Annotated in this window: 23 protein-coding genes; 10 read left to right on the top strand and 13 right to left on the bottom strand. The window is 59.7% G+C overall.

The window, feature by feature from the left end:
- Window positions 1–202: 202 nt before the first annotated feature.
- The 3 genes from TX23_RS03260 to TX23_RS03250 all read left to right on the top strand — a co-directional run bounded on the left by TX23_RS03260 (window position 203) and on the right by TX23_RS03250 (window position 2,292).
- Complete coding sequence (locus TX23_RS03260; protein ID WP_057700986.1) at window positions 203–1,324, top strand: beta-ketoacyl-ACP synthase III; 1,122 nt, start codon at window positions 203–205, stop codon at window positions 1,322–1,324.
- 123 nt (window positions 1,325–1,447) lie between these two features.
- On the top strand, window positions 1,448–2,062 hold the full coding sequence (locus TX23_RS03255; protein WP_057700985.1) for an RNA polymerase sigma factor: 615 nt from the start codon (window positions 1,448–1,450) through the stop codon (window positions 2,060–2,062).
- Window positions 2,056–2,292 carry an anti-sigma factor family protein gene (locus tag TX23_RS03250; protein WP_057700984.1) on the top strand — a complete coding sequence of 79 codons (237 nt, stop codon included), beginning with the start codon at window positions 2,056–2,058 and terminating at the stop codon, window positions 2,290–2,292. Before TX23_RS03255 ends, TX23_RS03250 begins: the two co-directional genes overlap by 7 nt.
- 116 nt (window positions 2,293–2,408) lie before the next feature.
- On the opposite strand, the gene TX23_RS03245 is transcribed toward TX23_RS03250, so the two are convergent.
- Window positions 2,409–3,731: a putative porin gene (locus TX23_RS03245; RefSeq protein WP_057700983.1), complete on the bottom strand. Its 1,323-nt coding sequence runs from the start codon at window positions 3,729–3,731 to the stop codon at window positions 2,409–2,411.
- 284 nt (window positions 3,732–4,015) lie between these two features.
- On the opposite strand from TX23_RS03245, the gene TX23_RS03240 reads away from it, so the two are divergent.
- Window positions 4,016–5,149 (top strand): GNAT family N-acetyltransferase, encoded by a 1,134-nt coding sequence (locus TX23_RS03240; protein ID WP_057700982.1) that lies wholly within the window; start codon window positions 4,016–4,018, stop codon window positions 5,147–5,149.
- Between the two features lie 120 nt (window positions 5,150–5,269).
- On the opposite strand, the gene aqpZ is transcribed toward TX23_RS03240, so the two are convergent.
- The 5 genes from aqpZ to TX23_RS03215 form a co-directional block, all read right to left on the bottom strand.
- Complete coding sequence (gene aqpZ, locus TX23_RS03235) at window positions 5,270–5,971, bottom strand: aquaporin Z (RefSeq protein ID WP_057700981.1); 702 nt, start codon at window positions 5,969–5,971, stop codon at window positions 5,270–5,272.
- Between the two features lie 174 nt (window positions 5,972–6,145).
- On the bottom strand, window positions 6,146–7,978 hold the full coding sequence (locus TX23_RS03230) for an ABC transporter ATP-binding protein (protein WP_057700980.1): 1,833 nt from the start codon (window positions 7,976–7,978) through the stop codon (window positions 6,146–6,148).
- A gap of 82 nt (window positions 7,979–8,060) precedes the next feature.
- On the bottom strand, window positions 8,061–8,624 hold the full coding sequence (locus TX23_RS03225; protein WP_032879982.1) for a peptidylprolyl isomerase: 564 nt from the start codon (window positions 8,622–8,624) through the stop codon (window positions 8,061–8,063).
- A 3-nt stretch (window positions 8,625–8,627) separates the two neighbouring features.
- Window positions 8,628–9,431 (bottom strand): alpha/beta fold hydrolase, encoded by an 804-nt coding sequence (locus TX23_RS03220; protein ID WP_057700979.1) that lies wholly within the window; start codon window positions 9,429–9,431, stop codon window positions 8,628–8,630.
- A 14-nt stretch (window positions 9,432–9,445) separates the two neighbouring features.
- On the bottom strand, window positions 9,446–10,369 hold the full coding sequence (locus tag TX23_RS03215) for a LysR family transcriptional regulator (RefSeq protein ID WP_057700978.1): 924 nt from the start codon (window positions 10,367–10,369) through the stop codon (window positions 9,446–9,448).
- Between the two features lie 49 nt (window positions 10,370–10,418).
- On the opposite strand from TX23_RS03215, the gene TX23_RS03210 reads away from it, so the two are divergent.
- The 3 genes from TX23_RS03210 to TX23_RS03200 all read left to right on the top strand — a co-directional run bounded on the left by TX23_RS03210 (window position 10,419) and on the right by TX23_RS03200 (window position 12,557).
- Window positions 10,419–10,733, top strand: coding sequence for a hypothetical protein (locus TX23_RS03210; protein ID WP_057700977.1), 315 nt, complete (start codon window positions 10,419–10,421; stop codon window positions 10,731–10,733).
- 151 nt (window positions 10,734–10,884) lie between these two features.
- Window positions 10,885–11,484 carry an FMN-dependent NADH-azoreductase gene (locus TX23_RS03205; RefSeq protein ID WP_057700976.1) on the top strand — a complete coding sequence of 200 codons (600 nt, stop codon included), beginning with the start codon at window positions 10,885–10,887 and terminating at the stop codon, window positions 11,482–11,484.
- Window positions 11,485–11,687: 203 nt separating this feature from the next.
- Window positions 11,688–12,557 (top strand): carboxylate/amino acid/amine transporter, encoded by an 870-nt coding sequence (locus TX23_RS03200; protein ID WP_034128297.1) that lies wholly within the window; start codon window positions 11,688–11,690, stop codon window positions 12,555–12,557.
- Here TX23_RS03200 and TX23_RS03195 read toward each other — a convergent pair.
- Both TX23_RS03195 and TX23_RS03190 read right to left on the bottom strand, forming a co-directional pair.
- Window positions 12,514–13,542: an NADP-dependent oxidoreductase gene (locus TX23_RS03195; protein ID WP_057700975.1), complete on the bottom strand. Its 1,029-nt coding sequence runs from the start codon at window positions 13,540–13,542 to the stop codon at window positions 12,514–12,516. The two genes, TX23_RS03200 and TX23_RS03195, sit on opposite strands and share 44 nt — an antisense overlap.
- 61 nt (window positions 13,543–13,603) lie before the next feature.
- Window positions 13,604–14,392, bottom strand: a complete 789-nt coding sequence (locus TX23_RS03190; RefSeq protein ID WP_057700974.1) for an SDR family NAD(P)-dependent oxidoreductase — start codon at window positions 14,390–14,392, stop codon at window positions 13,604–13,606.
- A 125-nt stretch (window positions 14,393–14,517) separates the two neighbouring features.
- Between TX23_RS03190 and TX23_RS03185 the strand changes: the two genes are divergently transcribed.
- Window positions 14,518–15,084: a TetR/AcrR family transcriptional regulator gene (locus TX23_RS03185; protein WP_057700973.1), complete on the top strand. Its 567-nt coding sequence runs from the start codon at window positions 14,518–14,520 to the stop codon at window positions 15,082–15,084.
- Between the two features lie 16 nt (window positions 15,085–15,100).
- Here TX23_RS03185 and TX23_RS03180 read toward each other — a convergent pair whose 3' ends face one another.
- Window positions 15,101–16,393: a mechanosensitive ion channel family protein gene (locus TX23_RS03180; RefSeq protein WP_057700972.1), complete on the bottom strand. Its 1,293-nt coding sequence runs from the start codon at window positions 16,391–16,393 to the stop codon at window positions 15,101–15,103.
- 192 nt (window positions 16,394–16,585) lie between these two features.
- Here TX23_RS03180 and TX23_RS03175 point away from each other — a divergent pair, with 192 nt between their 5' ends.
- Entirely contained in the window at window positions 16,586–17,932 is a 1,347-nt protein-coding gene (locus tag TX23_RS03175; RefSeq protein WP_057700971.1) for a DEAD/DEAH box helicase, read from the top strand.
- 49 nt (window positions 17,933–17,981) lie between these two features.
- Here TX23_RS03175 and TX23_RS03170 read toward each other — a convergent pair whose 3' ends face one another.
- A complete protein-coding gene (locus tag TX23_RS03170) occupies window positions 17,982–18,257 on the bottom strand; it encodes a hypothetical protein (RefSeq protein WP_057700970.1) in 276 nt (91 codons plus the stop codon).
- 155 nt (window positions 18,258–18,412) lie between these two features.
- Here TX23_RS03170 and TX23_RS03165 point away from each other — a divergent pair, with 155 nt between their 5' ends.
- Entirely contained in the window at window positions 18,413–18,814 is a 402-nt protein-coding gene (locus TX23_RS03165) for a hypothetical protein (RefSeq protein WP_057700969.1), read from the top strand.
- 39 nt (window positions 18,815–18,853) lie between these two features.
- Here TX23_RS03165 and TX23_RS03160 read toward each other — a convergent pair whose 3' ends face one another.
- The 3 genes from TX23_RS03160 to TX23_RS03150 all read right to left on the bottom strand — a co-directional run bounded on the left by TX23_RS03160 (window position 18,854) and on the right by TX23_RS03150 (window position 20,905).
- Window positions 18,854–19,723, bottom strand: a complete 870-nt coding sequence (locus TX23_RS03160; protein WP_057700968.1) for a DUF6279 family lipoprotein — start codon at window positions 19,721–19,723, stop codon at window positions 18,854–18,856.
- 66 nt (window positions 19,724–19,789) lie between these two features.
- Entirely contained in the window at window positions 19,790–20,512 is a 723-nt protein-coding gene (locus TX23_RS03155) for a TorF family putative porin (protein WP_057700967.1), read from the bottom strand.
- A 213-nt stretch (window positions 20,513–20,725) separates the two neighbouring features.
- Complete coding sequence (locus TX23_RS03150; protein WP_003193095.1) at window positions 20,726–20,905, bottom strand: hypothetical protein; 180 nt, start codon at window positions 20,903–20,905, stop codon at window positions 20,726–20,728.
- Window positions 20,906–21,024 lie beyond the last annotated feature (119 nt).

Here is a 21,024-nt window from a genome sequence, read left to right as displayed (position 1 = left end):
ACAGGTATTAGGGCTTGCTCCCTCCCACAATGGGGCGTTTGTGTGGCCTATAGCGCCAAATCCTCGGGGTTGTGGCAAACTTCGCGGTTACAAGAGTGAATAAAGCGTCGCCAGTTTGATGCCTGCTGGACGGAATCAAACGACTTAAAGTTTGGTACGACGGTACCAATATCTTCTGCCTGACAGATTTAGAGGAACGACCGTGCATAACGTCGTCATCAGCGGCACTGGCCTGTATACCCCGGCCAATAGCATCTCCAACGAAGAGCTGGTGCAGTCTTTCAATGCCTACGTACAACAGTTCAACGCCGACAACGCCGCCGCCATCGAGCGTGGCGAGGTGCAGGCGCTGACCGAGTCTAGCGCGGCATTCATCGAAAAGGCATCCGGCATCAAGAGCCGTTTTGTGATGGACAAGGACGGCATCCTCGATCCGCAGCGCATGGCCCCACGGTTGCCCGAGCGCAGCAACGACGAATGGTCGGTGCTTTGCCAGATGGCCATCGGTGCCGCCGAACAAGCCCTGCAACGTGCCGGCAAGACCGCCGCCGACATCGACGGCGTCATCGTCGCCTGCTCCAACTTGCAACGCGCTTACCCGGCGATCGCCATTGAAGTTCAGGAAGCTTTGGGCATCCAGGGGTTCGGTTTCGACATGAACGTGGCGTGTTCTTCGGCCACCTTCGGCATCCAGAACGCGGCCAACAGCATCCAGTTGGGCCAGGCCCGGGCGATCCTGATGGTCAACCCGGAAGTCTGCACTGGCCACCTGAACTTTCGCGATCGCGACAGCCACTTCATCTTCGGTGACGCCGCCACGGCGGTGATCCTGGAACGCGCTGACCTGGCGACGTCCGAGCACCAGTTCGACGTGGTGAGCACCAAGCTGCTGACCAAGTTTTCCAATAACATCCGTAACAATTTCGGCTTCCTCAACCGCACGGCGGAAGAGGGCGTTGGCGCCCCCGACAAGCTGTTCGTGCAGGAAGGCCGCAAGGTATTTCGCGATGTCTGCCCGATGGTGGCCGAATTGATTGGCGCGCACCTGGCGGAAAATCAGTTGAGTGTGACCGATGTGAAGCGTTTCTGGCTGCACCAGGCCAACCTGAGCATGAACCACCTGATCGTGAAAAAGCTGCTGGGGCGCGATGCGTCGGTGGCAGAAGCGCCAGTGATCCTCGATACTTACGCCAATACCAGCTCGGCCGGCTCGGTGATTGCGTTTCACACTTATCAGGATGACCTGCCCAAGGGCTCGGTTGCCGTACTCAGCTCCTTTGGCGCCGGGTATTCGATTGGCAGTGTGATCCTGCGCAAACGCTGAGTGTGTGGGAGCTGGCTTGCCTGCGATGGCATCACAGTGGTGTGCTTGATACACCGAGGTGTCTGCATCGCAGGCAAGCCAGCTCCCACAGGACCGGGTGTGCACTTTTAAATAGAGGTTTGAATGGCAGCAGCGGACGACGCGCACCTGCTTGAACGCCTGCTCAAGGGTGAGCAGCGGGCCTATAAGGAATTGGTCACCACCTACCAGAGCGCAATGCGGGCGGTGGCCTATGCCATCGTCGGTCAGCGCCACGCCGATGAAATCGTGCAAGACGCCTGGCTTTCGGTCGTACGTAATCTGGCCAAATTTGAAGGGCGATCAAGCCTCAAGACGTGGCTGTTGACCATTACCGCCAACGCCGCCAAGGGGCGTTACAAACAGAATCGTCGAGAGGTACTGCTCGACGACTTGCCTTCGCCCCACGGCACCATTGGTGATGACCGTTTCAGCCCGGATGATGGCCATTGGGCTGTCGCCCCGTATGCCTGGCACCAGGACACCCCGGAAGCGCTGTTGACCGAAGATGAACTGCGCAAATGCCTGGAACATACGATTCTGAGTTTGTCCGAATTGCAAAGCAGCGTGCTGGTGTTGCGTGAACGCCAGGGTCTGGAGCTGGAAGAGATCTGTAATCTTCTGAGCCTTTCGCTCTCCAACGTGCGTGTGCTCTTGCATCGAGCACGGCTTAAAGTCTTCGCTACGGTGGAGCATTTTGAGGAGACGGGCGAATGCTGACCTGTAAAGAGCAAGTAGCGCGCTCCAGTGACTATCTGGATGGTCAATTGACCTTCCGTGAACGTCTGATGGTGCGTCATCACTTGATGTTCTGCCCGAACTGCCGACGGTTTATCCGGCAGATGCGCCTCTTGCAGGCGACGCTCAAGCGTATGCCGCAAGAGCCGGTGGAGGGTGTTGATGCGCTGGCTGAACAACTGGCGGCCGAGCGGCGTAAAGACATCATGTAGGAGCGAGGGGGACGCCTAGTTCTTGCTCGCGAAAAACGTCAACGGTAACGCGGGTAACCTGGATAAACGCGTTGCCTGTGCGCTCTTCGCGAGCAAGCTCGCTCCTACAGTAACGGTTAGAACTTGGCTTCAGCATCCAGCTGCAAGGTATTGGTGTTGGCGTCACGCTGGGTACGGCTGGCGTAGTCCGCCTTGGTCAGGAAGTAGGTGGCACCGAGGGCGAAGTTTTTGTCGATGTCGTAGCTGACCTTCATCTTGTGGCCGCGCGAACCGGTGGTGCCGTTGGCGAAGTCCGAATCGGTGAAGGCGCCTACGACGGCATTACGTTGAACGTCGCGGTAGTTGTAGTCCAGGTTGAAACCGAAGACCTTCGACTTGGCACCCAGCAACCAGGCGGTGTCCTGATCGGTCACGGCATCGTTGTTTTTCACGTATTGGCCGTAAAACGACAGCGGCACTGCCAGGCCTCCGACGTCCGCCTGGGCAAAACCTTCATACAGGCGGAATTCGTTGTTGGCCGAGTTGCCGTTGACCGCCAGTGCGCAAGGCGTGGTGGTGGTTGTGCAGCGGCTGTCCTCGTCATTCTTGTAGGCGTAGACGCTGCCGCCCAGGGTCATTTTCAGGTTGTCGGTGACCGAGAAACGCGTGCCCAACTGGCCCGACGTCAAGCGCAGGTCGTGGCGGAACTGCACGCCGTCGCCGTCGACGTTGTCCTTGAGGTTGTAGTTACCCAGGCTGCCGAACAGTTCGGCGCTGCTGCCCAGTGGGTATTTGTAGGTGACGGCCAGGCCTTCAGGGTTGATGTCGCTATCCCAGATCACGTCACCCATGTTTACCCATGGCTGTAGCATCTTGCCGCCGATTACGTGCAGGTTCTTGATCTGGTCCGGGTGGTAGTCGATGTAACCGAGGTCCAGCCAGATCGATTTTTTATCGAAGTAGCCGTCCTGATCCTGGTTGGTAGAGCGTGCATCGTCACCGCCGCCGGTGGCGATACGGATGCCGGTGTCCACCTGCGGGTTGATTTCGGTGTAGGCACCCAGGCGTGCGCGGATACGTTGACGGTCCTTGTCACGCCCACCGTTGTTGGGTTCGCCATCGATCTTGATGGTTTCCTGACGGAAGCGCACGTCACCCTTGAACTGAGTCTTGGCGGCCCACGCCAATTTTTGGTCGAAGCTGCTCAGCTCGTTGGTTTTTTTCGCAGTGGCTGCGATCTGCTCGTTGGTCTCTTGTTGAGCCTGGCGTGCGATCTGTTGTTCTTTCTGGTCCTTGGCCAGTTCCGCTTGCAGTTCGGTGTACTGCGACGCGGTGATCTGGCCGTTGGCCTTGAGCATGTCGAGCAATTTAGCGTCGACTGCAGCGCTGGCCGGAACGCTCAGTGCCAGCAACAGGCCGCCACACAGGACCGCCGCAGTTTTAGTGGAAGCAAGACGCATATCAATCTCCGAAAGTGAGGAGGGATGGCAAACCATCCAGGACACAACCGACCCATGACGGACGGAAAAAATGTCGCCCGGTAGACCCGGGCGCTCTAAAAACTGGCGTCAGTATCGCGGCCGTTTATGACGGAGTAGTGGCTAAGTGATTTCATGTAGATGACAGCTTGTAACGGGAAGGAACTAACCTTTGCCCGTTCTGTCTGCGCGTTTTGCAGATGTGCGTCAGGCTGCGATAGGCGATACTGCCCAGGCTTTCACGCCGAGAAACAATGAGGATGTCGATGCCACTGCAACGCCTGGACAGCCTGTCCGCAATCGCTGCGCCCACCTGGGATGCCCTGGTGCCGCAGGCCCAGCCTTTTGTGCGGCATGGGTTCTTGAGCGCGCTGGAAGACAGTGCAAGCCTGGGCCCGCAGTCAGGCTGGCAGCCGGAACATTTGCTGCACTGGGAAGGCTCAAGATTGGTGGCGGCATTGCCCAGTTACCGCAAATGGCACTCCTATGGCGAGTACGTGTTCGACCATGGCTGGGCCGACGCCTGCGAGCGCGCCGGCATCGATTACTACCCCAAGCTTCTGACCGCCGTGCCGTTCAGTCCGGTCAGCGGGCCGCGCTTATTGGCGGCCAGTGCCGAAGACGGCTTCGAGTTGCTCAAAAGTTTGCCGGGTTACCTGGAAATCGAAGGGCTCTCCAGCGCCCATATCAACTTCACCGACGCTTTGGCCGACGATGCCCTGGCCCGGCAGCCTGACTGGATGCAACGCCTGGGTTGTCAGTTTCATTGGCAGAACCGTGGCTATCGCGACTTCCAGGATTTCCTCGACGCCCTGAGTTCCCGCAAGCGCAAGCAGATGCGCAAAGAGCGTGAACAAGTGGCGGGGCAGGGCATCGAGTTCGAGTGGCTGCAAGGCCACCAACTGAGCGAAGCCCAATGGGATTTTGTTTACGCCTGCTACGCCAACACCTATGCGGTGCGCCGCCAGGCGCCCTACCTGACGCGGGCGTTTTTCAGCCTGTTGGCCGAACGCATGCCCGAGGCGATCCGTGTGGTGCTGGCCAAGCAAGGCCCGCGCCCGGTGGCCATGGCCTTCAGCCTGATCGGTGGCGACAGCTTCTACGGCCGTTACTGGGGCTGCCTGGCGGAGTTCGATCGGCTGCATTTCGAAACCTGCTTTTATCAGGGCATGGACTACGCCATCGCCCACGGCCTGCAACGCTTCGATGCGGGCGCCCAGGGCGAGCACAAATTGATTCGCGGGTTTGAGCCGGTGATTACGCGGTCCTGGCACTACCTGCGCCATCCGGGGTTGAAGAGCGCTGTGGAGGACTTTCTTGAGCGAGAACGCGTTGGGGTTCTGGCGTATGCCGAGGAGGCGAGGGCGGCCCTGCCTTATCGGCACTCTGACGGAACGTGAAGCACACTGTAGGAGCGAGCTTGCTCGCGAAGAACGTACAGGCGACGCGTGTTTACAGCTGTAAGCACCGCGTCATCGTTGGCGTTTTTCGCGAGCAAGCTCGCTCCTACAGGGATTGGGTCAAGCGGTTTTTTCTGCACCCAACCATCGGTAGGTAATGCCGCCGATCACCGCGCCGAGGATCGGCGCGAGCCAGAACAACCACAACTGCTGCAGCGCCCAGCCGCCGACAATCAACGCAGGCCCCGTGCTGCGGGCCGGGTTGACCGAGGTGTTGGTGACCGGGATGGAGATAAGGTGGATCAGCGTAAGCCCCAGGCCAATGGCGATGGGCGCGAAGCCTGCGGGGGCGCGGCGGTCGGTGGCGCCCAGGATGATCAGCACGAACATCGCCGTCATCACCAGCTCACAGACCAACCCTGCCGCCATCGAGTAACCACCGGGTGAGTGTTCGCCATAGCCGTTGGAGGCCAGGCCGCTCGCCAGTTCAAAGCCGGGTTTGCCGCTGGCAATGAAGTACAGCAGCGCGGCGGCGATGGTGGCACCGATCACCTGAGACACGATGTAGGCCGGCAACTCCCTGGCCGGAAATCTTCCGCCCACTACCAGCCCCACCGAAACGGCCGGGTTGAGGTGACAGCCGCTGATATGCCCGATGGCGAACGCCATGGTCAGCACGGTGAGCCCGAAAGCCAGAGCCACGCCGAGCAGGCCGATTCCCACATTCGGGAAAGCGGCTGCCAGTACCGCACTCCCGCAGCCGCCCAACACCAGCCAAAACGTACCCAGCCCTTCCGTTACGGAACGTTTGAACAGTGACATGAACACTTCCTTAGATTGCTCTATCTGATTAACGGTCTTTGTGGCTTCCCTGCCGCCTAAATCAGGGCCCTCCTGGGGCCTGATTGCAGTACAGCAGGATTGTGTCGCAAGACCAGCTCGATAGAGAAAACTGTCAGAATTGTTCGGAATTGCCCACGCACCTATCCAATGAAATCAGTCTATTCCGACAAATCCGCCGGTCTGGTGCTGCCACAATCGCGAATAAAGCCCGCCCTGCGCCAGCAACTCGGAATGGCTGCCGCTTTCGGCAATCTGGCCTTTCTCCAGCACTACCAGGCGGTCCATTCGCGCAATGGTCGACAACCGGTGGGCGATCGCAATCACCGTCTTGCCCTGCATCAGGGTTTCCAGGCTCTCCTGGATTGCCGCTTCCACTTCCGAGTCCAATGCCGAGGTGGCTTCGTCCATGATCAGGATCGGCGCGTCCTTGAGCAGCACACGGGCGATGGCGATACGTTGACGTTGACCGCCGGAGAGTTTCACCCCGCGCTCACCCACATGGGCGTCCAGCCCGGTGCGGCCCTCGGAATCCGACAGCAGCGGGATGAACTCATCGGCGCGAGCCTTGTGCACAGCAGCCCAGAGCTCTTCGTCGGTTGCGTCGGGTTTGCCATACAGCAGGTTGTCGCGGATCGAACGGTGCAGCAGTGATGTGTCCTGGGTGATCATGCCGATCTGGGCGCGCAGGCTTTCCTGGGCCACGTCGGCGATGTTCTGGCCGTCGATCAGGATGCGCCCGCCTTGCAGGTCATAGAGGCGCAACAGCAGGTTGACCAGCGTCGACTTGCCTGCGCCGGACGGGCCGATCAAGCCGATCTTTTCCCCGGCCTTAATGTTGAGATTGAGGCCACCAATGATCCCGCTCTTCTTGCCGTAGTGAAAATCCACCTGCTCAAAGTGCACTTGGGCATGGGGGACTTTCAGGCGCGGGGCGTTTTCACGGTCGGTCACGGCCAGTGGCTGGGCGATGGTTTTCAAGCCGTCCTGCACGATGCCGATATTTTCGAAGATGCCGTTGACCACCCACATGATCCAGCCGGACATGTTGACGATGCGGATCACCAGGCCGGTGGCCAGGGCAATTGCGCCCACGGAAATCAGCGACTGGGTCCACAGCCACAAAGCCAGGCCGGTGGTGGTCACAATCAGCAGGCCGTTCAAGATACAGATCACAGTGTCCATGCTGGTGAGCACGCGGGCGGCCAGTTGGGTTTTTTCGGTCTGTTCGATGATCGCTTGCTTGGCGTACTCCTGTTCGTTCTGCGTATGGGCGAACAGCTTCAAGGTGGTGATATTGGTATAGCCGTCGACGATTCGACCCATCAATTTGGAGCGCGCCTCGGAGGAGATCACCGAGCGTTCCTTCACCCGTGGTACGAAGTAACGAAGGGCCAGGCTGTAGCAGACGATCCAGGTGATCAGCGGGATCATCAGCCGCCAGTCAGCCTCGGCAAACAGCACCAGGGCACTGATGGCGTAGATCGACACGTGCCAGATGGCTTCTGCCGTCGCCACTGCCGAATCCCGCAAAGAGTTGCCGGTTTGCATGATTCGCTGGGCGATGCGCCCGGCGAAATCGTTCTGGAAGAAGTTCAGGCTCTGCTTGAGCACGTAGCTGTGGTTCTGCCAGCGAATCAGGCTGGTCATGCCGGGGTTGATGGTCTGGTGCACCAGCAAGTCATGCAGGCCGTTGAAGAGTGGGCGCAGCAGCAGGGCAACCACGGCCATCCAGATCAGCTCGGCGCTGTGGATCTGGAAGAAATTCGCCGGCGGTGTGCCCTGGGCCAGGTCGATGATGCGGCTCAGGTAGCTGAACAGCGCCACTTCGATAAGCGCACCGACCAGCCCCACCACCAGCAGTGCGGCGAAGCAGGGCCACACCTGGCGCAGGTAATAGAGATAGAAGGGCAGGACTTTTTCGGGAGGGGCCGCGCTGGGAGCGTCGCGGAAAATATCGATCAGTTGTTCAAAGCGACGATAGAGCATTGGGTTTGACGCCCGCCGGGCGGGCTCTCCTTTCAAATGCGCGCGGTGCCGTATGGGCACCACGCGAAGCTAGCTGCAGACCTCAGTCGATGCGCTTGGCCGACTTGATCAACACAGGATCGATTGGCACGTTCTGCATGCCCTGCTTGGTGGTGGTCTGGGAGTTGACGATGATGTCGACCACATCCATGCCCTTGACCACCTTGGCGAACACGGCATAACCGGCATCGCGGCCCGGGTCGAGGAAGGCATTGTCGGCTACGTTGATGAAGAACTGGCTGGTGGCCGAGTTCGGGTCATTGGTGCGGGCCATGGACAGGGTGCCGCGCACGTTATGCAGGCCATTGCTGGCCTCGTTCTTGATCGGTGCTTCAGTCGGTTTTTGCGACATTTGTTGGGTGAACCCGCCGCCCTGAACCATGAAACCCGGGATTACGCGGTGGAAAATCGTGTTGGTGTAGAAACCCTTGTCGACATAGGCGAGGAAGTTCTTGGTGCTGATCGGCGCCTTGACCGGGTCCAGTTCGATTTCAATGTCGCCATTGGTGGTGGAGATCAATACGTGGGGCGCCTTGGCAGGTTCGGCCGCCATCAGGTTGGCAGCGAACAAAACGGAACCGGCAAAGAAGGCGATTTTTTTCAGCATGGGTCAGTGATCCTGGGTAGTGGTTTCGACTGTCTTTAGAAAATCGAGCAAGGTCGCGTTAAAGACTTCGGGTTGATCCAAGGGCGTGGCATGGCGGGAATCTTCGATCACCACCAGTCGCGCATCGGGCAGCAGTTTTACATAGATTTCTTTCTGCGCCACGGGGGTGTAGTCGTGGTCGGCGCTGATGACCAGGGTTGGACAGGTAATTCGCGAAAGTTGTTCCTGTACGCCCCAGCCCACAATCGCGTCGAAGCTGGCGAGATAAGCACGTTTGTCGTTGCTTGCCCAGCGTTCGGCCATCTTGCGGCGCAGGTCGGCCTGTGCAGGTTTGGGGAACAGTCGGTCGCCCAGGGCCTTGCCGATGGTGCTCAGGCTGAGCACGCGGGCCAGGGTCCAGCGTTTGGCCCACTGCCAATAGTCGTCGGCACTGCGCACCTTGACCTCAGGCGCGCTGTTGACGATGCACAGGCTCTTGACCCGCAGGGGTTCATCCACCGCCAGTTGGAAGGCGATCATGCCGCCCATGGATAAACCCACCACGTGGGCCGCTGGCAGGTCCAGGTGTTCGATCAGGGCCAACAGGTCGAACGTGAAGCCCTGAATGCTGTAACGCTCGCGGGGCTTATCGGAGCGGCCATGCCCGCGCACGTCGACCACGATCAGGCGATAGTGCCGGGCCAGTACCGGCACTTGCAGCTCCCAATCCTGGCTGCTGGAGCCCAGGCCGTGAATCAGGATCAGCGGAGCGCCGTGGCCGTATTCCTCGTAGTGCAGGCTGCAGCCTTCGTGGTCGAACCAGGCCATGGGTGAACTCCGTTTCAGGCTTGTCGGGGGGCGGCGAAAGGCGCGTCCAGGGGGGCGGTGTCAAAGGTGCGCAGCAACTCCACAAGAATCTGCGTCGCCGGCCCCAGGGGTTTGTCCTTGTTGGAGTAAAGATAGAACGTTGGGTGACGGCTGCCGCCCTGTTCCAAGGGCAGTTGCTTGAGTACGCCTTCGGCCAGTTCACGCTCGATCATGTGCCGTGGCAGCCAGGCAAAGCCCAGGCCGCTGCCCACGAAGGCGGCGGCGGTGGCCAGGCTGCCGACGGTCCAGCGCTGTTCGGCACCCAACCAACCCACGTCGCGCGGTTGCTGACGACCGGAGTCGCGGATGACCACTTGCATCTGGCTTTCCAGGTCCTGGAAGCTCAGCTCGCGTTTCATACGGTGCAACGCATGTTCGGGGTGGGCCACGGCGATGAACTCCACATCGCTCATTTCGGTGCCCAGGTAACCGGGGATACTGAAACCGCAAATCGCGAGGTCGGCTACGCCTTCGATCAGCAGCTCCTCGACGCCGGACAACACCTCTTCACGCAAGCGCACCCGGCAGCCGCGGCTTTGCGGCATAAACGCTGTCAGCGCGCGCACCAGGCGGGCATTGGGGTAGGCCGCATCCACCACCAGCCGCACTTCGGCTTCCCAGCCCTGTTCCATGTGGTGGGCGAGGTCTTCCAGTTGGCTGGCGTTTTTCACCAGTTGGCGGGAGCGGCGCAGCAGCACTTCGCCGGCCTCGGTGAGCACCGCCTTGCGCCCATCGATACGCAGCAGCGGCACGCCGAGTTGATCCTGCATACGGGCCACGGTGTAGCTCACTGAAGATTGCGAACGGTGCAGCGCTTCAGCCGCCTGGGCGAAGCCACCGTGGTCAACCACGGCCTGCAACGTGCGCCATTGATCGAGGGTAACGCGGGGCGCTTTCAAGATGAGCTCCTCTTGTCCTAAGCTGGCGGTCCTTATTGGAGACTGCCGAATGAGAAAATTGTGTTGTGTGTTGCTGGCGCTGCTGCCGATGAGCGCATTTGCCTACCCTATCGACGTGACGAAAAAGATCGATGGCGTCAGCATTGATTACACCGCCTCCGACGTAGACGCAGACATCAGCTCGATTCAGCTAAACAACTACGGCAACCAGGATGCAGTGTGTTCGGTAATCTTCACCAACGGCCCGGAATCACCGCGCCGTCGCACCGTCACCGTGCCGGCAGGCAAAAGCACCAACAGCACGGTCAGGTTCAACCGCTCCATCATCAAGATGCGCATCGCCTTGAACTGCAGCCCCAAATAAAGCGATAGCGGAGCATGTCCACAGGCGTACTCCGCTTATAAACAAATTTATAGATGGGTTATAGCAGTTTTTTGCGCTTTTTAATCGAATGAGCCCTGGTTAATCTTCTCTCCATCGACTTACAACCTTTACCGATGGAGCCTACGTAGCCATGTCCAACGTTCTGATCATCGAAAGCAGTGCGCGCCAGCAGGATTCTATCTCTCGCCAGCTCACCCAACAGTTCATCAGCCAATGGCGGGCTGCCCACCCGGCCAATCAGATCACCGTGCGCGACGTGGCGCTCAACCCGGTTCCACACCTGGACGCCAACCTGCTTGGCGGCTGGATGAAACCTGAAGAGCAGCGTAACGACAGCGAACAGGTGTCTCTGGACCGCTCCAACGAATTGACCGAAGAACTGCTCGCCGCCGATGTGTTGGTAATGGCTGCACCGATGTACAACTTCGCCATTCCCAGCACCCTCAAAGCCTGGCTGGATCACGTGCTGCGCGCCGGCGTCACGTTCAAGTACACCGCCACCGGGCCGCAAGGCTTGTTGACCGGCAAGCGTGCCATCGTGCTGACCGCCCGTGGCGGCATTCACACCGGGGCCACCTCGGACCATCAGGAACCCTACCTGCGCCAGGTCATGGCCTTTATCGGCATTCATGACGTGACTTTCATTCATGCCGAAGGGGTGAACCTGAGCAGCGACTTCCAGGAAAAAGGCATCAACCATGCCAAAGCCTTGCTCGCACAGGTGGCGTGATCCGTTAATCGCCAGATAATCGCGAGCTGTTTATATAGCGCCACGCCAACCCTTCAAGTACGCGTATCGAACCTCCCTTTGCACTTGTTGCTCCTGAGTGCTCCTGCCCGACTGCCGCTTTAGCGAGGTCGGGTTTTTTTTGCCTTGAGTTTCTTCAAGGCTGGAAAAGCTTTAATGTCGCGCCCATTCGAAACGAGGCGCGCATGGGCTATTTACTGGTTGTTACTCTGATTCAGGCATTTTCCTTCAGCTTGATCGGCGAATACCTCGCCGGTCACGTCGACAGCTACTTCGCTGTGCTGGTGCGGGTAGTGCTGGCCGGGCTGATCTTTATCCCGCTGACCCGCTGGCGCTCGGTGGAGCCTGCGTTCATGCGCGGCATGTTGGTGATCGGTGCATTGCAGTTCGGCGTGACCTACGTATGCCTGTACCTGAGCTTTCGTGTGCTGACGGTGCCGGAAGTGCTGCTGTTCACCATCCTCACACCGTTGCATGTGACCCTGATCGAGGACGCGCTTAATCGCCGCTTCAATCCCTGGGCGCTGGTGGCGGCCCTGGTAGCGGTGGGTGGTGCGGCAGTGATTCGTTTCGATCAGATCACCCCGCACTTCCTGATGGGGTTCTTGCTGCTGCAATTGGCCAACTTCACCTACGCCGCCGGGCAAGTCATGTACAAGCATCTGGTGGCACGTTATCCCAGTGACCAGCCGCACTTCCGGCGTTTCGGTTATTTCTACCTGGGCGCCTTGTTGGTGGTGTTGCCGGCGTTCCTGCTGTTCGGCAAGGCCGATTTTTTGCCGCAAGCGCCGCTGCAATGGGGTGTGCTGGTGTTCCTTGGTTTGGTCAGCACCGCGCTGGGCATGTACTGGTGGAACAAGGGCGCCTGCCTGGTCAACGGCGGCACCCTGGCGGTGATGAACAACCTGCATGTGCCGGTGGGGCTGTTGCTGAACCTGCTGATCTGGAACCAGCACGAACCGCTGGGCCGTCTGGCCCTGGGCGGCCTGGTGATTCTGGGGGCGGTTTGGATCAGCCGGCTGGGTGTGCGTCGGGCGGTGTCGTCTCCATCGTGATCACCACCTTGCCTTTGGCGCGGCCTTGTTCGACATAGTCCAGGGCCGCCGCTGTGGATTCGAAAGGAAAGGTACGGTCGATAACCGGCCGGATACTGCCGGACTCGACCAGCGCGGTGATTTCATCCAGTTGTACGCCACTGGCACGCATGAAGACAAACTCATAGCTCACGCCTTGCTTGCGTGCTTTCCTGCGGATACCGCTGCTCAACAGGCCCATGACCAGGCCTAATGCCCATGGCAGGTTCTGGGCGCGGGCGAAGGCGGGCGTCGGCGGCCCGGAGATGGAGATGAGCTGACCGCCGGGCTTGAGCATCTTCAGTGACTTGGCCAGTGCATCCGGGCCCAGGCTGTTCAGCACCACATCGTAATCGCGCAGCACGGCCTCGAAGGCTTGCTGTTTGTAGTCGATCACTACATCCGCGCCCAACGCCTTGACCCACTCCACATTGGCGGTGCTGGTGGTGGTGGCGACAAAAGCGCCCAAATGCTTGGCCAGCTGGATGGCGATACTGCCCACCCCGCCTGAGCCCGCATGAATGAAAACCTTCTGGCCTTTCTTCAGCTTCGCGGTTTCCACCAGCACCTGCCACGCCGTGAGCGCGACCAGGGGCAGGGCCGCGGCTTGCTCCATAGTGATGTTGTCGGGTTTGCGCGCCAGTGCGTCTTCGTGCACGGCAATCCGCTCGGCGAAGGTGCCGATACGTTGCTGGGGCGGGCGGGCGTAGACTTCGTCCCCCGGTTTGAAGCGTCGTACCGCAGCGCCGACGCTGAGCACCACGCCGGCCAGGTCATTGCCCAGTGTCAACGGCAACGCATAGGGCAGGATCAGTTTGAATTCGCCCTTGGCGATCTTTGCATCCAGCACATTGACGCTGCTGGCCCGCACCTGAACCAGCACGTCATGCTCACCCACAACAGGCGCGGGGGTCTCGATGAGGCGGCCGGGCTGCTTGCCGTACCGTTCGATGGAAAATGCCTTCATGGTTCAACGCTCGTTGCTTCGGTGAGAAGGGCAGGCGCGGAGCACGCCTGCTACCGGTTGATCAGGCGTTGGCCAGGTAACGCTCGGCAACCTGGGACTGCTTGATCTGCGCCAGCAAGCCTTGCCGCGCAGCCTGCAACGCGTCCCAACGGGCGCCGTCCTGCAACGGCGGAATGGTCACCGGCTCGCGGCGGTCGAAACCGACCAGCGCTGCGTCCACCAGATCACCCACTTCCATCACGTCCGTGAGGGTGTTGATATCAATGCCCGCACGCTCCCAGATCTCGGTACGCGTGGCGGCGGGCAGCACGGCTTGCACGTACACGCCTTTGGGCGCCAGCTCCAGGCTCATGCCCTGGGACAGGAACAGCACGAACGCCTTGGTCGCGCCGTATACCGTCATGCCGAATTCCGGGGCCAGGCCCACTACCGAGCCAATGTTGATGATAGCGCCGTTGCCCGCTGCCGCCAGGCGCGGGGCGATGGCACTGGCCAGGCGTACCAGCGCCGTGGTGTTGAGGGCGACCAACTGCGCGACGCTTTCGGTGGACTGTTCAATAAAACTGCCGGACTGCGCGGCGCCTGCATTGTTGACCAGGGTGCCAATGTTGGCGTCCTCACGCAGGCGCGCTTCAACTGCGGCCAGGTCAGCGTTCTGGGTCAGGTCGGCCGGGAGGATATCAACGCTGACGGCGTGGTGCTCACGCAGCCTGGCGGCGAGCGCTTCCAGGCGCGCGATGTCACGGGCGACCAGTACGAGGTCGTGGCCGCGTGCGGCAAAGCGTTCGGCGTAGGCGGCGCCAATACCGGTCGAAGCGCCAGTGATCAGAACGGTGTTGGAAGTGCTCATGGTGTGATGCTCTGTGAGTGCGAGGAGGTTTTATGATGTCGATCATAATCAAAGCTGTCAACGGTTTTGATTATGATCGACATCATAGTAATATGCCTATCTCGCACGCTGTCAGGACCACAGACATGAAGATCACCAAGGCGCAGTCACAGAGCAATCGGGCCCATATCGTCGCGACAGCTTCCGAGTTGTTCCGCGAGCGGGGTTTCGATGGGGTGGGCGTGGCCGAGTTGATGGCTGCGGCCGGTTTTACCCAAGGCGGCTTTTACAAGCACTTCGGTTCCAAGGCGGACTTGATGGCGGAAGCAGCCGCCAACAGCCTGGCGCAGTCACTGGCCGACAGCGCGGAGAGGGAGCTGGAGCAGTTTTTCGAGGTTTACCTGTCCAGGCAGCACCGCGACCATCGCGGCGGCGGATGCACATTGGCGGCGTTGTGTGCCGATGCCGCCCGTCAATCGGACACGCTGAAGGCGACCTTTGCCGAGGGTTTGGAAAACACCCTGCAGGCCCTGGAAGCAAAGTACAACGCGGCTCATGAGACGCCGCAAGAAGGCCTGCGTGCGAAAATGCTCGACAGCATGGCCCATGCCATCGGCGCAATCATGCTGTCGCGGGCGTGCCCGGATGATTCCGCACTGGCCGATGAAGTGCTTGAGGTTTGCCGCAAGGAGATTACGGCGTCACTGCCGTAATCCCGTTCGCATCACCTCATGCCGTTTCGGCGACGGGCACCTGCGTGGCCCCGGCCAATGCTGGCAGCACGCCAGCGCGCAGGTCATTACCACTCGGCTGCTGATACAGGCTCAACCCGAACTCCGGCAACACTGCCAGTAGATAATCGAAAATATCCCCCTGGATCCGCTCGTAATCTGCCCACGCCGTGGTGCGGGTAAAGCAGTAGATCTCCAGTGGCACGCCCTGGGCGGTGGTTTGCATCTGGCGCACCATGCAGGTCATGTTCGGCTGGATGTCCGGGTGGCTTTGCAGGTATGCCAGTGCGTAGGCGCGAAAGGTGCCGAGGTTGGTCATGCGCCGACGGTTGGCCGACAGTTGCGCTCTGTGGCCCTGGGCCTCGTTCCAGGCCTTGAGTTCGGCCTGCTTGCGGCTGATATAGCCGCTGAGCAAGTGCACCTGGGTCATGCGCACTTCTTCCTCGTCGTTCAGGAAGCGTACGCCGCTGGCGTCGATGTACAGGCTGCGCTTGATACGGCGCCCACCGGAGGCCTGCATACCGCGCCAGTTCTTGAACGACTCGGACATCAAGCGCCAGGTCGGGATGGAAACGATGGTCTTGTCGAAATTCTGCACCTTGACGGTATGCAGAGTGATGTCCACCACATCGCCATCGGCACCCACCTGGGGCATTTCGATCCAGTCGCCAACCCGCAGCATGTCGTTGCTGGTCAACTGCACACTGGCGACGAACGACAGCAGCGTGTCCTTGTACACCAACAGAATCACCGCCGACATCGCACCCAGGCCAGACAGCAGCAACAGCGGCGAACGGTCGATCAGGGTGGCGACGATGATGATTGCGCCAAACACGAACAACACCATTTTTGCCAACTGCACATAACCCTTGATCGAGCGGGTACGTGCGTGTTCGGTGCGTGCGTAGATATCCAATAGGGCGTTGAGCAGGGCGCTCAAGGCCAACACCATGAACAGAATGGTGATCGCCAGCGCCACGTTACCGATAAACAGAATGGCGGTCTTGCTCAGGTCAGGTACCAGGTACAGGCCGAACTGGATCACCAGGGACGGCGTCATTTGCGCCAGGCGATGGAAGACTTTGTTATGTCGCAGATCGTTCAACCAGTGCAGGGCCGGTTGCCGGCCAAGCAATTTGACCGCGTGCAGGATGAGGTAACGTGCTGCCCGTCCAACCAGCAGTGCCACCACCAGCAGCACCAGCAAGCCGAGGCTGGAATGCAGAACTGGATGTTCATCGAGGGCGCCCCAAAGGTCTTGGACGTTGAGCCAGAGCTGTTTGATATCCATGAGTGAACCGATTCTTCTGTAAGACAACACGGGCCGATTAGAGCATTTAAGTGCAACAAAGTTGACGCTCTGGACAAAATCGCTGACAAAAAAGCAGCTGATTAGTCCCGTTCGCGTAAAGAAACTCGGTTTGGGCGCCCGAAACCGGTAACCTATGCAGCTGATATTTTGTATTTCTTCGAGGTAGCACCCGTGTTTTCCCAATTCGCCCTGCACGAACGCCTGCTCAAAGCCGTGGCCGAGCTTAAATTTGTCGAGCCTACGCCTGTGCAAGCAGCGGCCATCCCGCTCGCGCTCCAAGGGCGTGACCTGCGGGTGACGGCGCAAACCGGCAGCGGCAAGACCGCTGCTTTCGTCTTGCCGGTTCTGAACCGTCTGATTGGCCCGGCCAAGGTCCGCGTCAGTATCAAGACCCTGATCCTGCTGCCGACCCGCGAGCTGGCCCAGCAGACCCTCAAGGAAGTCGAGCGCTTCTCGCAGTTCACCTTCATCAAGTCGGGCATCATTACCGGCGGCGAAGATTTCAAGGTCCAGGCCGCCATGCTGCGCAAGGTGCCGGATATTCTGATCGGCACCCCGGGGCGCATGATCGAGCAACTCAACGCCGGCAACCTCGACCTCAAGGAAGTCGAAGTACTGGTGCTCGACGAAGCCGACCGTATGCTCGACATGGGCTTTGCCGATGACGTGCAGCGCCTGGTTGCTGAATGCGTCAACCGCCAGCAGACCATGCTGTTCTCCGCCACCACCGGCGGTTCGACCCTGCGCGACATGGTTGCCAAGGTGCTGAACAACCCTGAGCACTTGCAGGTCAACAACGTCAGCGACCTGAACGCAACCACGCGTCAGCAGATCGTGACCGCTGACCACAACGTGCACAAAGAACAGATTCTGAACTGGTTGCTGGCCAACGAGACCTATCAGAAGGCCATCGTGTTCACCAACACCCGTGCCGCCGCCGACCGTATCTACGGACGTTTGGTCGCGCAGGAATACAAGGCGTTCGTGCTGCACGGCGAGAAAGACCAGAAGGACCGCAAGCTGGCCATCGACCGCCTCAAGGCGGGCGGCGTGAAGATCCTGGTAGCCACCGACGTGGCTGCCCGTGGCCTGGACGTTGATGGCCTGGACCTGGTGATCAACTTCGACATGCCCCGCAGCGGCGACGAATACGTACACCGTATCGGCCGTACCGGGCGCGCCGGTAACGATGGCCTGGCCATCTCGCTGATCTGCCACGGCGACTGGAACCTGATGTCGAGCATCGAGCGCTACCTCAAGCAGTCGTTTGAGCGCCGCACCATCAAGGAAGTCAAAGGCACTTACACCGGGCCGAAGAAGGTCAAGGCGTCGGGCAAGGCCGTTGGCGTGAAGAAGAAAAAGACCGACGCCAAGGGCGACAAAAAGAAAACCGGCGCCAAGTCACCGACCAAGCGCAAGATCGCCAACCGGCCGAAGACCGACATTCTGTCGCTCGTCAGCAAGGACGGCATGGCGCCGCTCAAGCGCCGCAAACCAGAAGCGCCGGCTGCCGAATAAGCAGCCAGGCAGAAAAAAACCGGACGACAGTGTCCGGTTTTTTTTGCCCTCAGTTTTTAGCCTTGGAGGCGGCTTCTTTCAGCTCCTTGAGCCGGGCGTCGATCAACTGGCATTTGTCGGGAAACTCGGCGCTTTCGGTGTCCAGGTCCATTTTCTGCAACTCGTCATTCATCTCCTTGGCCTTGGTCGGGTTCTGCTCCGTCAGCCGGGTCACTTCATTGGCCAGCGCTTTGCGCTTGGCTGTGGCTTCCTCGGGCGTGCAGGCCCAGGCGGGCAGGGCGCTCAACAGCGTGGCGACAATCGCCAGGTTCATCAGGGTTTTCATGGTCGGGCTTCCTTGGCGGTGATGTGCAGTTGAGGCGGCGAACGTCTGGAAAGTTCAGAGAAATGACGCCCGTCCATTCAGGTGAACGGCCCGTGCCAGAACGTGTCACTACCTGTGACGGGCTCATTTTCCATCGGCCTGCAGGAGGAATCAGGATGACGACTTACAACTGGGATCTGATTGAACGTTTGCTGCACGAAGTGCAGAACGGCGAAGGCAGCTTCGCCCCGCGCAAATACGCCGAGCAGGAAGCGGCCGAGAAAGCCACGGCCGGCGAGGACACGGGCAACCTGGATGCGTTGAAAAAAACCGCCGCCGACTATGAGGCGCTGTTGTTCAAGCGCGGCTTTATCGAGTCGCGTCCGGAAGAAGAGGGCGGTAATGGTGAGAACTTCATCCTGACGGCGCGCGGTGCACGTCTGCTGGCGTTGATCGACAGTTCGATCCCTGGCCATGAGCACCCCCGTCAAGTGATGGACGAGCAGGAGGACGCGCTGGATGAAGCGACCTTCGATCAAGTCGCTTCCAAAGCTGCGATTGCCGGTGGCGCTATATAACTCCTGAGTCCAATAGGGATGGGAACCATGCTCCCATTCCTATTGATTTGCGCCGGCCTTGAGGCATTTAAGCGCTTTGAAATCGCTCCGTACGCCGTCGATTTTTTGCTTCAGTTTCTGACGCTGTTGCACGCTGCTCTCAGCCATCAGGTCCACGATCAGGCTGCGCGCTGCCGCTTCGGTCTGGGCATAGGCAGCGCGGTATTCAGGCGTCCATAGGCTCTCTCGGTCCACCAGCAAACGTTGCATTTTCTGCGGGAAGTCGGCGTCGTGGCGGTGCTCGACGGCCTCGATAAACTGCGCCTGCCAATGGGCGCGATTGCCGATCCACGCCTGGTTCTGGTCGCCCAAAGCATTCGACCAGGCCGCCACGCGATTTTGCTGGCTGACGTTCAACGGGCCGATCCAGGCGTCCAGCCGCTTGCTCATGCGCTCGGCGCGTTCCTTGATTTGCTGGTCCAGCGGCGGCTTGAGGTATTCGTCCTGGCGTTTGCGCAAGTCCTTGGCCAGTGCGTCGTTCATATCCTTGACCTGTTGATCGTCCAGGCCTTGCAGCAGTTGCACGGCCGACGGCGTGACTTCCCGCGCAATCTCGGCAATTGCCTGTTTGGCTTCGACGGTACGGGCTTGCAACGCGGCGTCGGTGACCTGGTTGCTGTCGACCATTTGCTGCAGGCGGTCCAGCCAGTCCAGGTAGCCAGGCAATTGCGTGGTGCAGTGCCAGGCCAGGTGTTCCTTGAGGGTGTCGTTGAACCAGCTTTTCTGCCCGGCGTTCATGTCCAGGTAGTCGTTGAGGCTCCAGGGGATGATCACGTCGAGGTTGCGGTAGGCCAGGCCGACGCGATTGCAGCCGGCGAGCACCAGGCTCAGGGTCAGCAGTACCATCAGGAGTTTGAGCCGGCGCAACATGGGCGAGTCCTTGCACGGATGGGGTTAATGCATGTGAACCTGCGCGGGGTGCGACAGTTCAGCCCATCAATAAAACGACCGCACGGCCTTCAAGGTCAACAGGCCGTCACATTGCGAATTGTGTCCGGAGTAGGCCGAGCAGTCACCGCCACTGAGGCTGGAGTCGCTGTAGATCAGGTCCAGGTCAATGCCTTTCCAGGCGCGGGAAAGTTGTACCGACCAATCGCTGAAGCTGCTGATGGCGCCGTTTTCCACTGACACCGGTGTGCCCAATTGATGGGTGGTGTATTTCATGCTGACGCCGATGCCGAAGGGCTGGGTGCCGCCGAGGTCGGCGAACAGGGTGCTGTCCTGGCGGTCCGGGTCGTTGCTGAAGGACACGCCGAAGCGGTTGCCCAGCAGGTTCAGGCCACCGTAGAACTCTTGGCTGTCGAGGGGGCTGAGTTTGGGGTAGCTGTAATGGATCAAGCCGACTTCGTAACCCAGGGTCTGGTCGAAGGGGCGTTTGAAGCCCATGTAGGAATCGACTTCGAGGTTGCTGGCCGAGGACAAGCCCATGTTCGGGGAAAACTGGCCGAAGTACAGGCCGCTGTCGTGGGTCAGGTCCAGGCCGCCGTGGAACGAGTCGCTGCCCGGAGAAGTGGGCTTGACCAGGCCCTGGGCCATGCTGCGGCTGGGAGTGGTGCCCAATTTCAGGTCGAAGTCCCCCAGTTCACGCTGAAAAATCTGCGCTTCGGCCAGAGGGCTGGCGATCAGAATGCTGACCAGGAAAATGCAGCGTTTAAGCATGCTTCACTCCATGAAAAGCGAGGAGCAGTAACCGATGGATTCGAGCAGATGCCCGTACTAGACGTGTGCAAGGATACCGGCGAATGCCAGGCATTGAGGCCCGTTCGTCGATTAGCTTGATATTGAAGGGTGTACGAGGGTGTTTCGAACTCTAGTCCTAGCGCCTTGAAGGCAAGACGCTTAGGGACCAGATGCAGTGCGCGGGTAGAACGATTATTTCTTGCCCAGGCTGATCTGCTTGGACGGGCCGAAAGTCTGGCCGCTCACGCCCTTGGCAATTTGCTGGATTTCGCCGCCGGATTTGAGGAAAGCAGCAATCTGGCTGTTGATCGATTCGCTGGTTTCAACGGCGGGAGCTGGCTTTGCTTTGCTGTTGGATGCTTTTACACGCATGGCGGCCACTAACCTGTAGAAAATTAACTTGGCCAGGCATCGTACAGGAAATACTTGACAATTGCTTGGCAAATATCCTTCGGGAATAAATACCGGGTTGGAAAATGGCCCAAGTTAAA

This window comes from Pseudomonas paralactis, assembly GCF_001439735.1.
GTDB classification, from domain to species: domain Bacteria; phylum Pseudomonadota; class Gammaproteobacteria; order Pseudomonadales; family Pseudomonadaceae; genus Aquipseudomonas; species Aquipseudomonas paralactis.
This window is presented reverse-complemented; position numbering and strand designations above follow the sequence as displayed.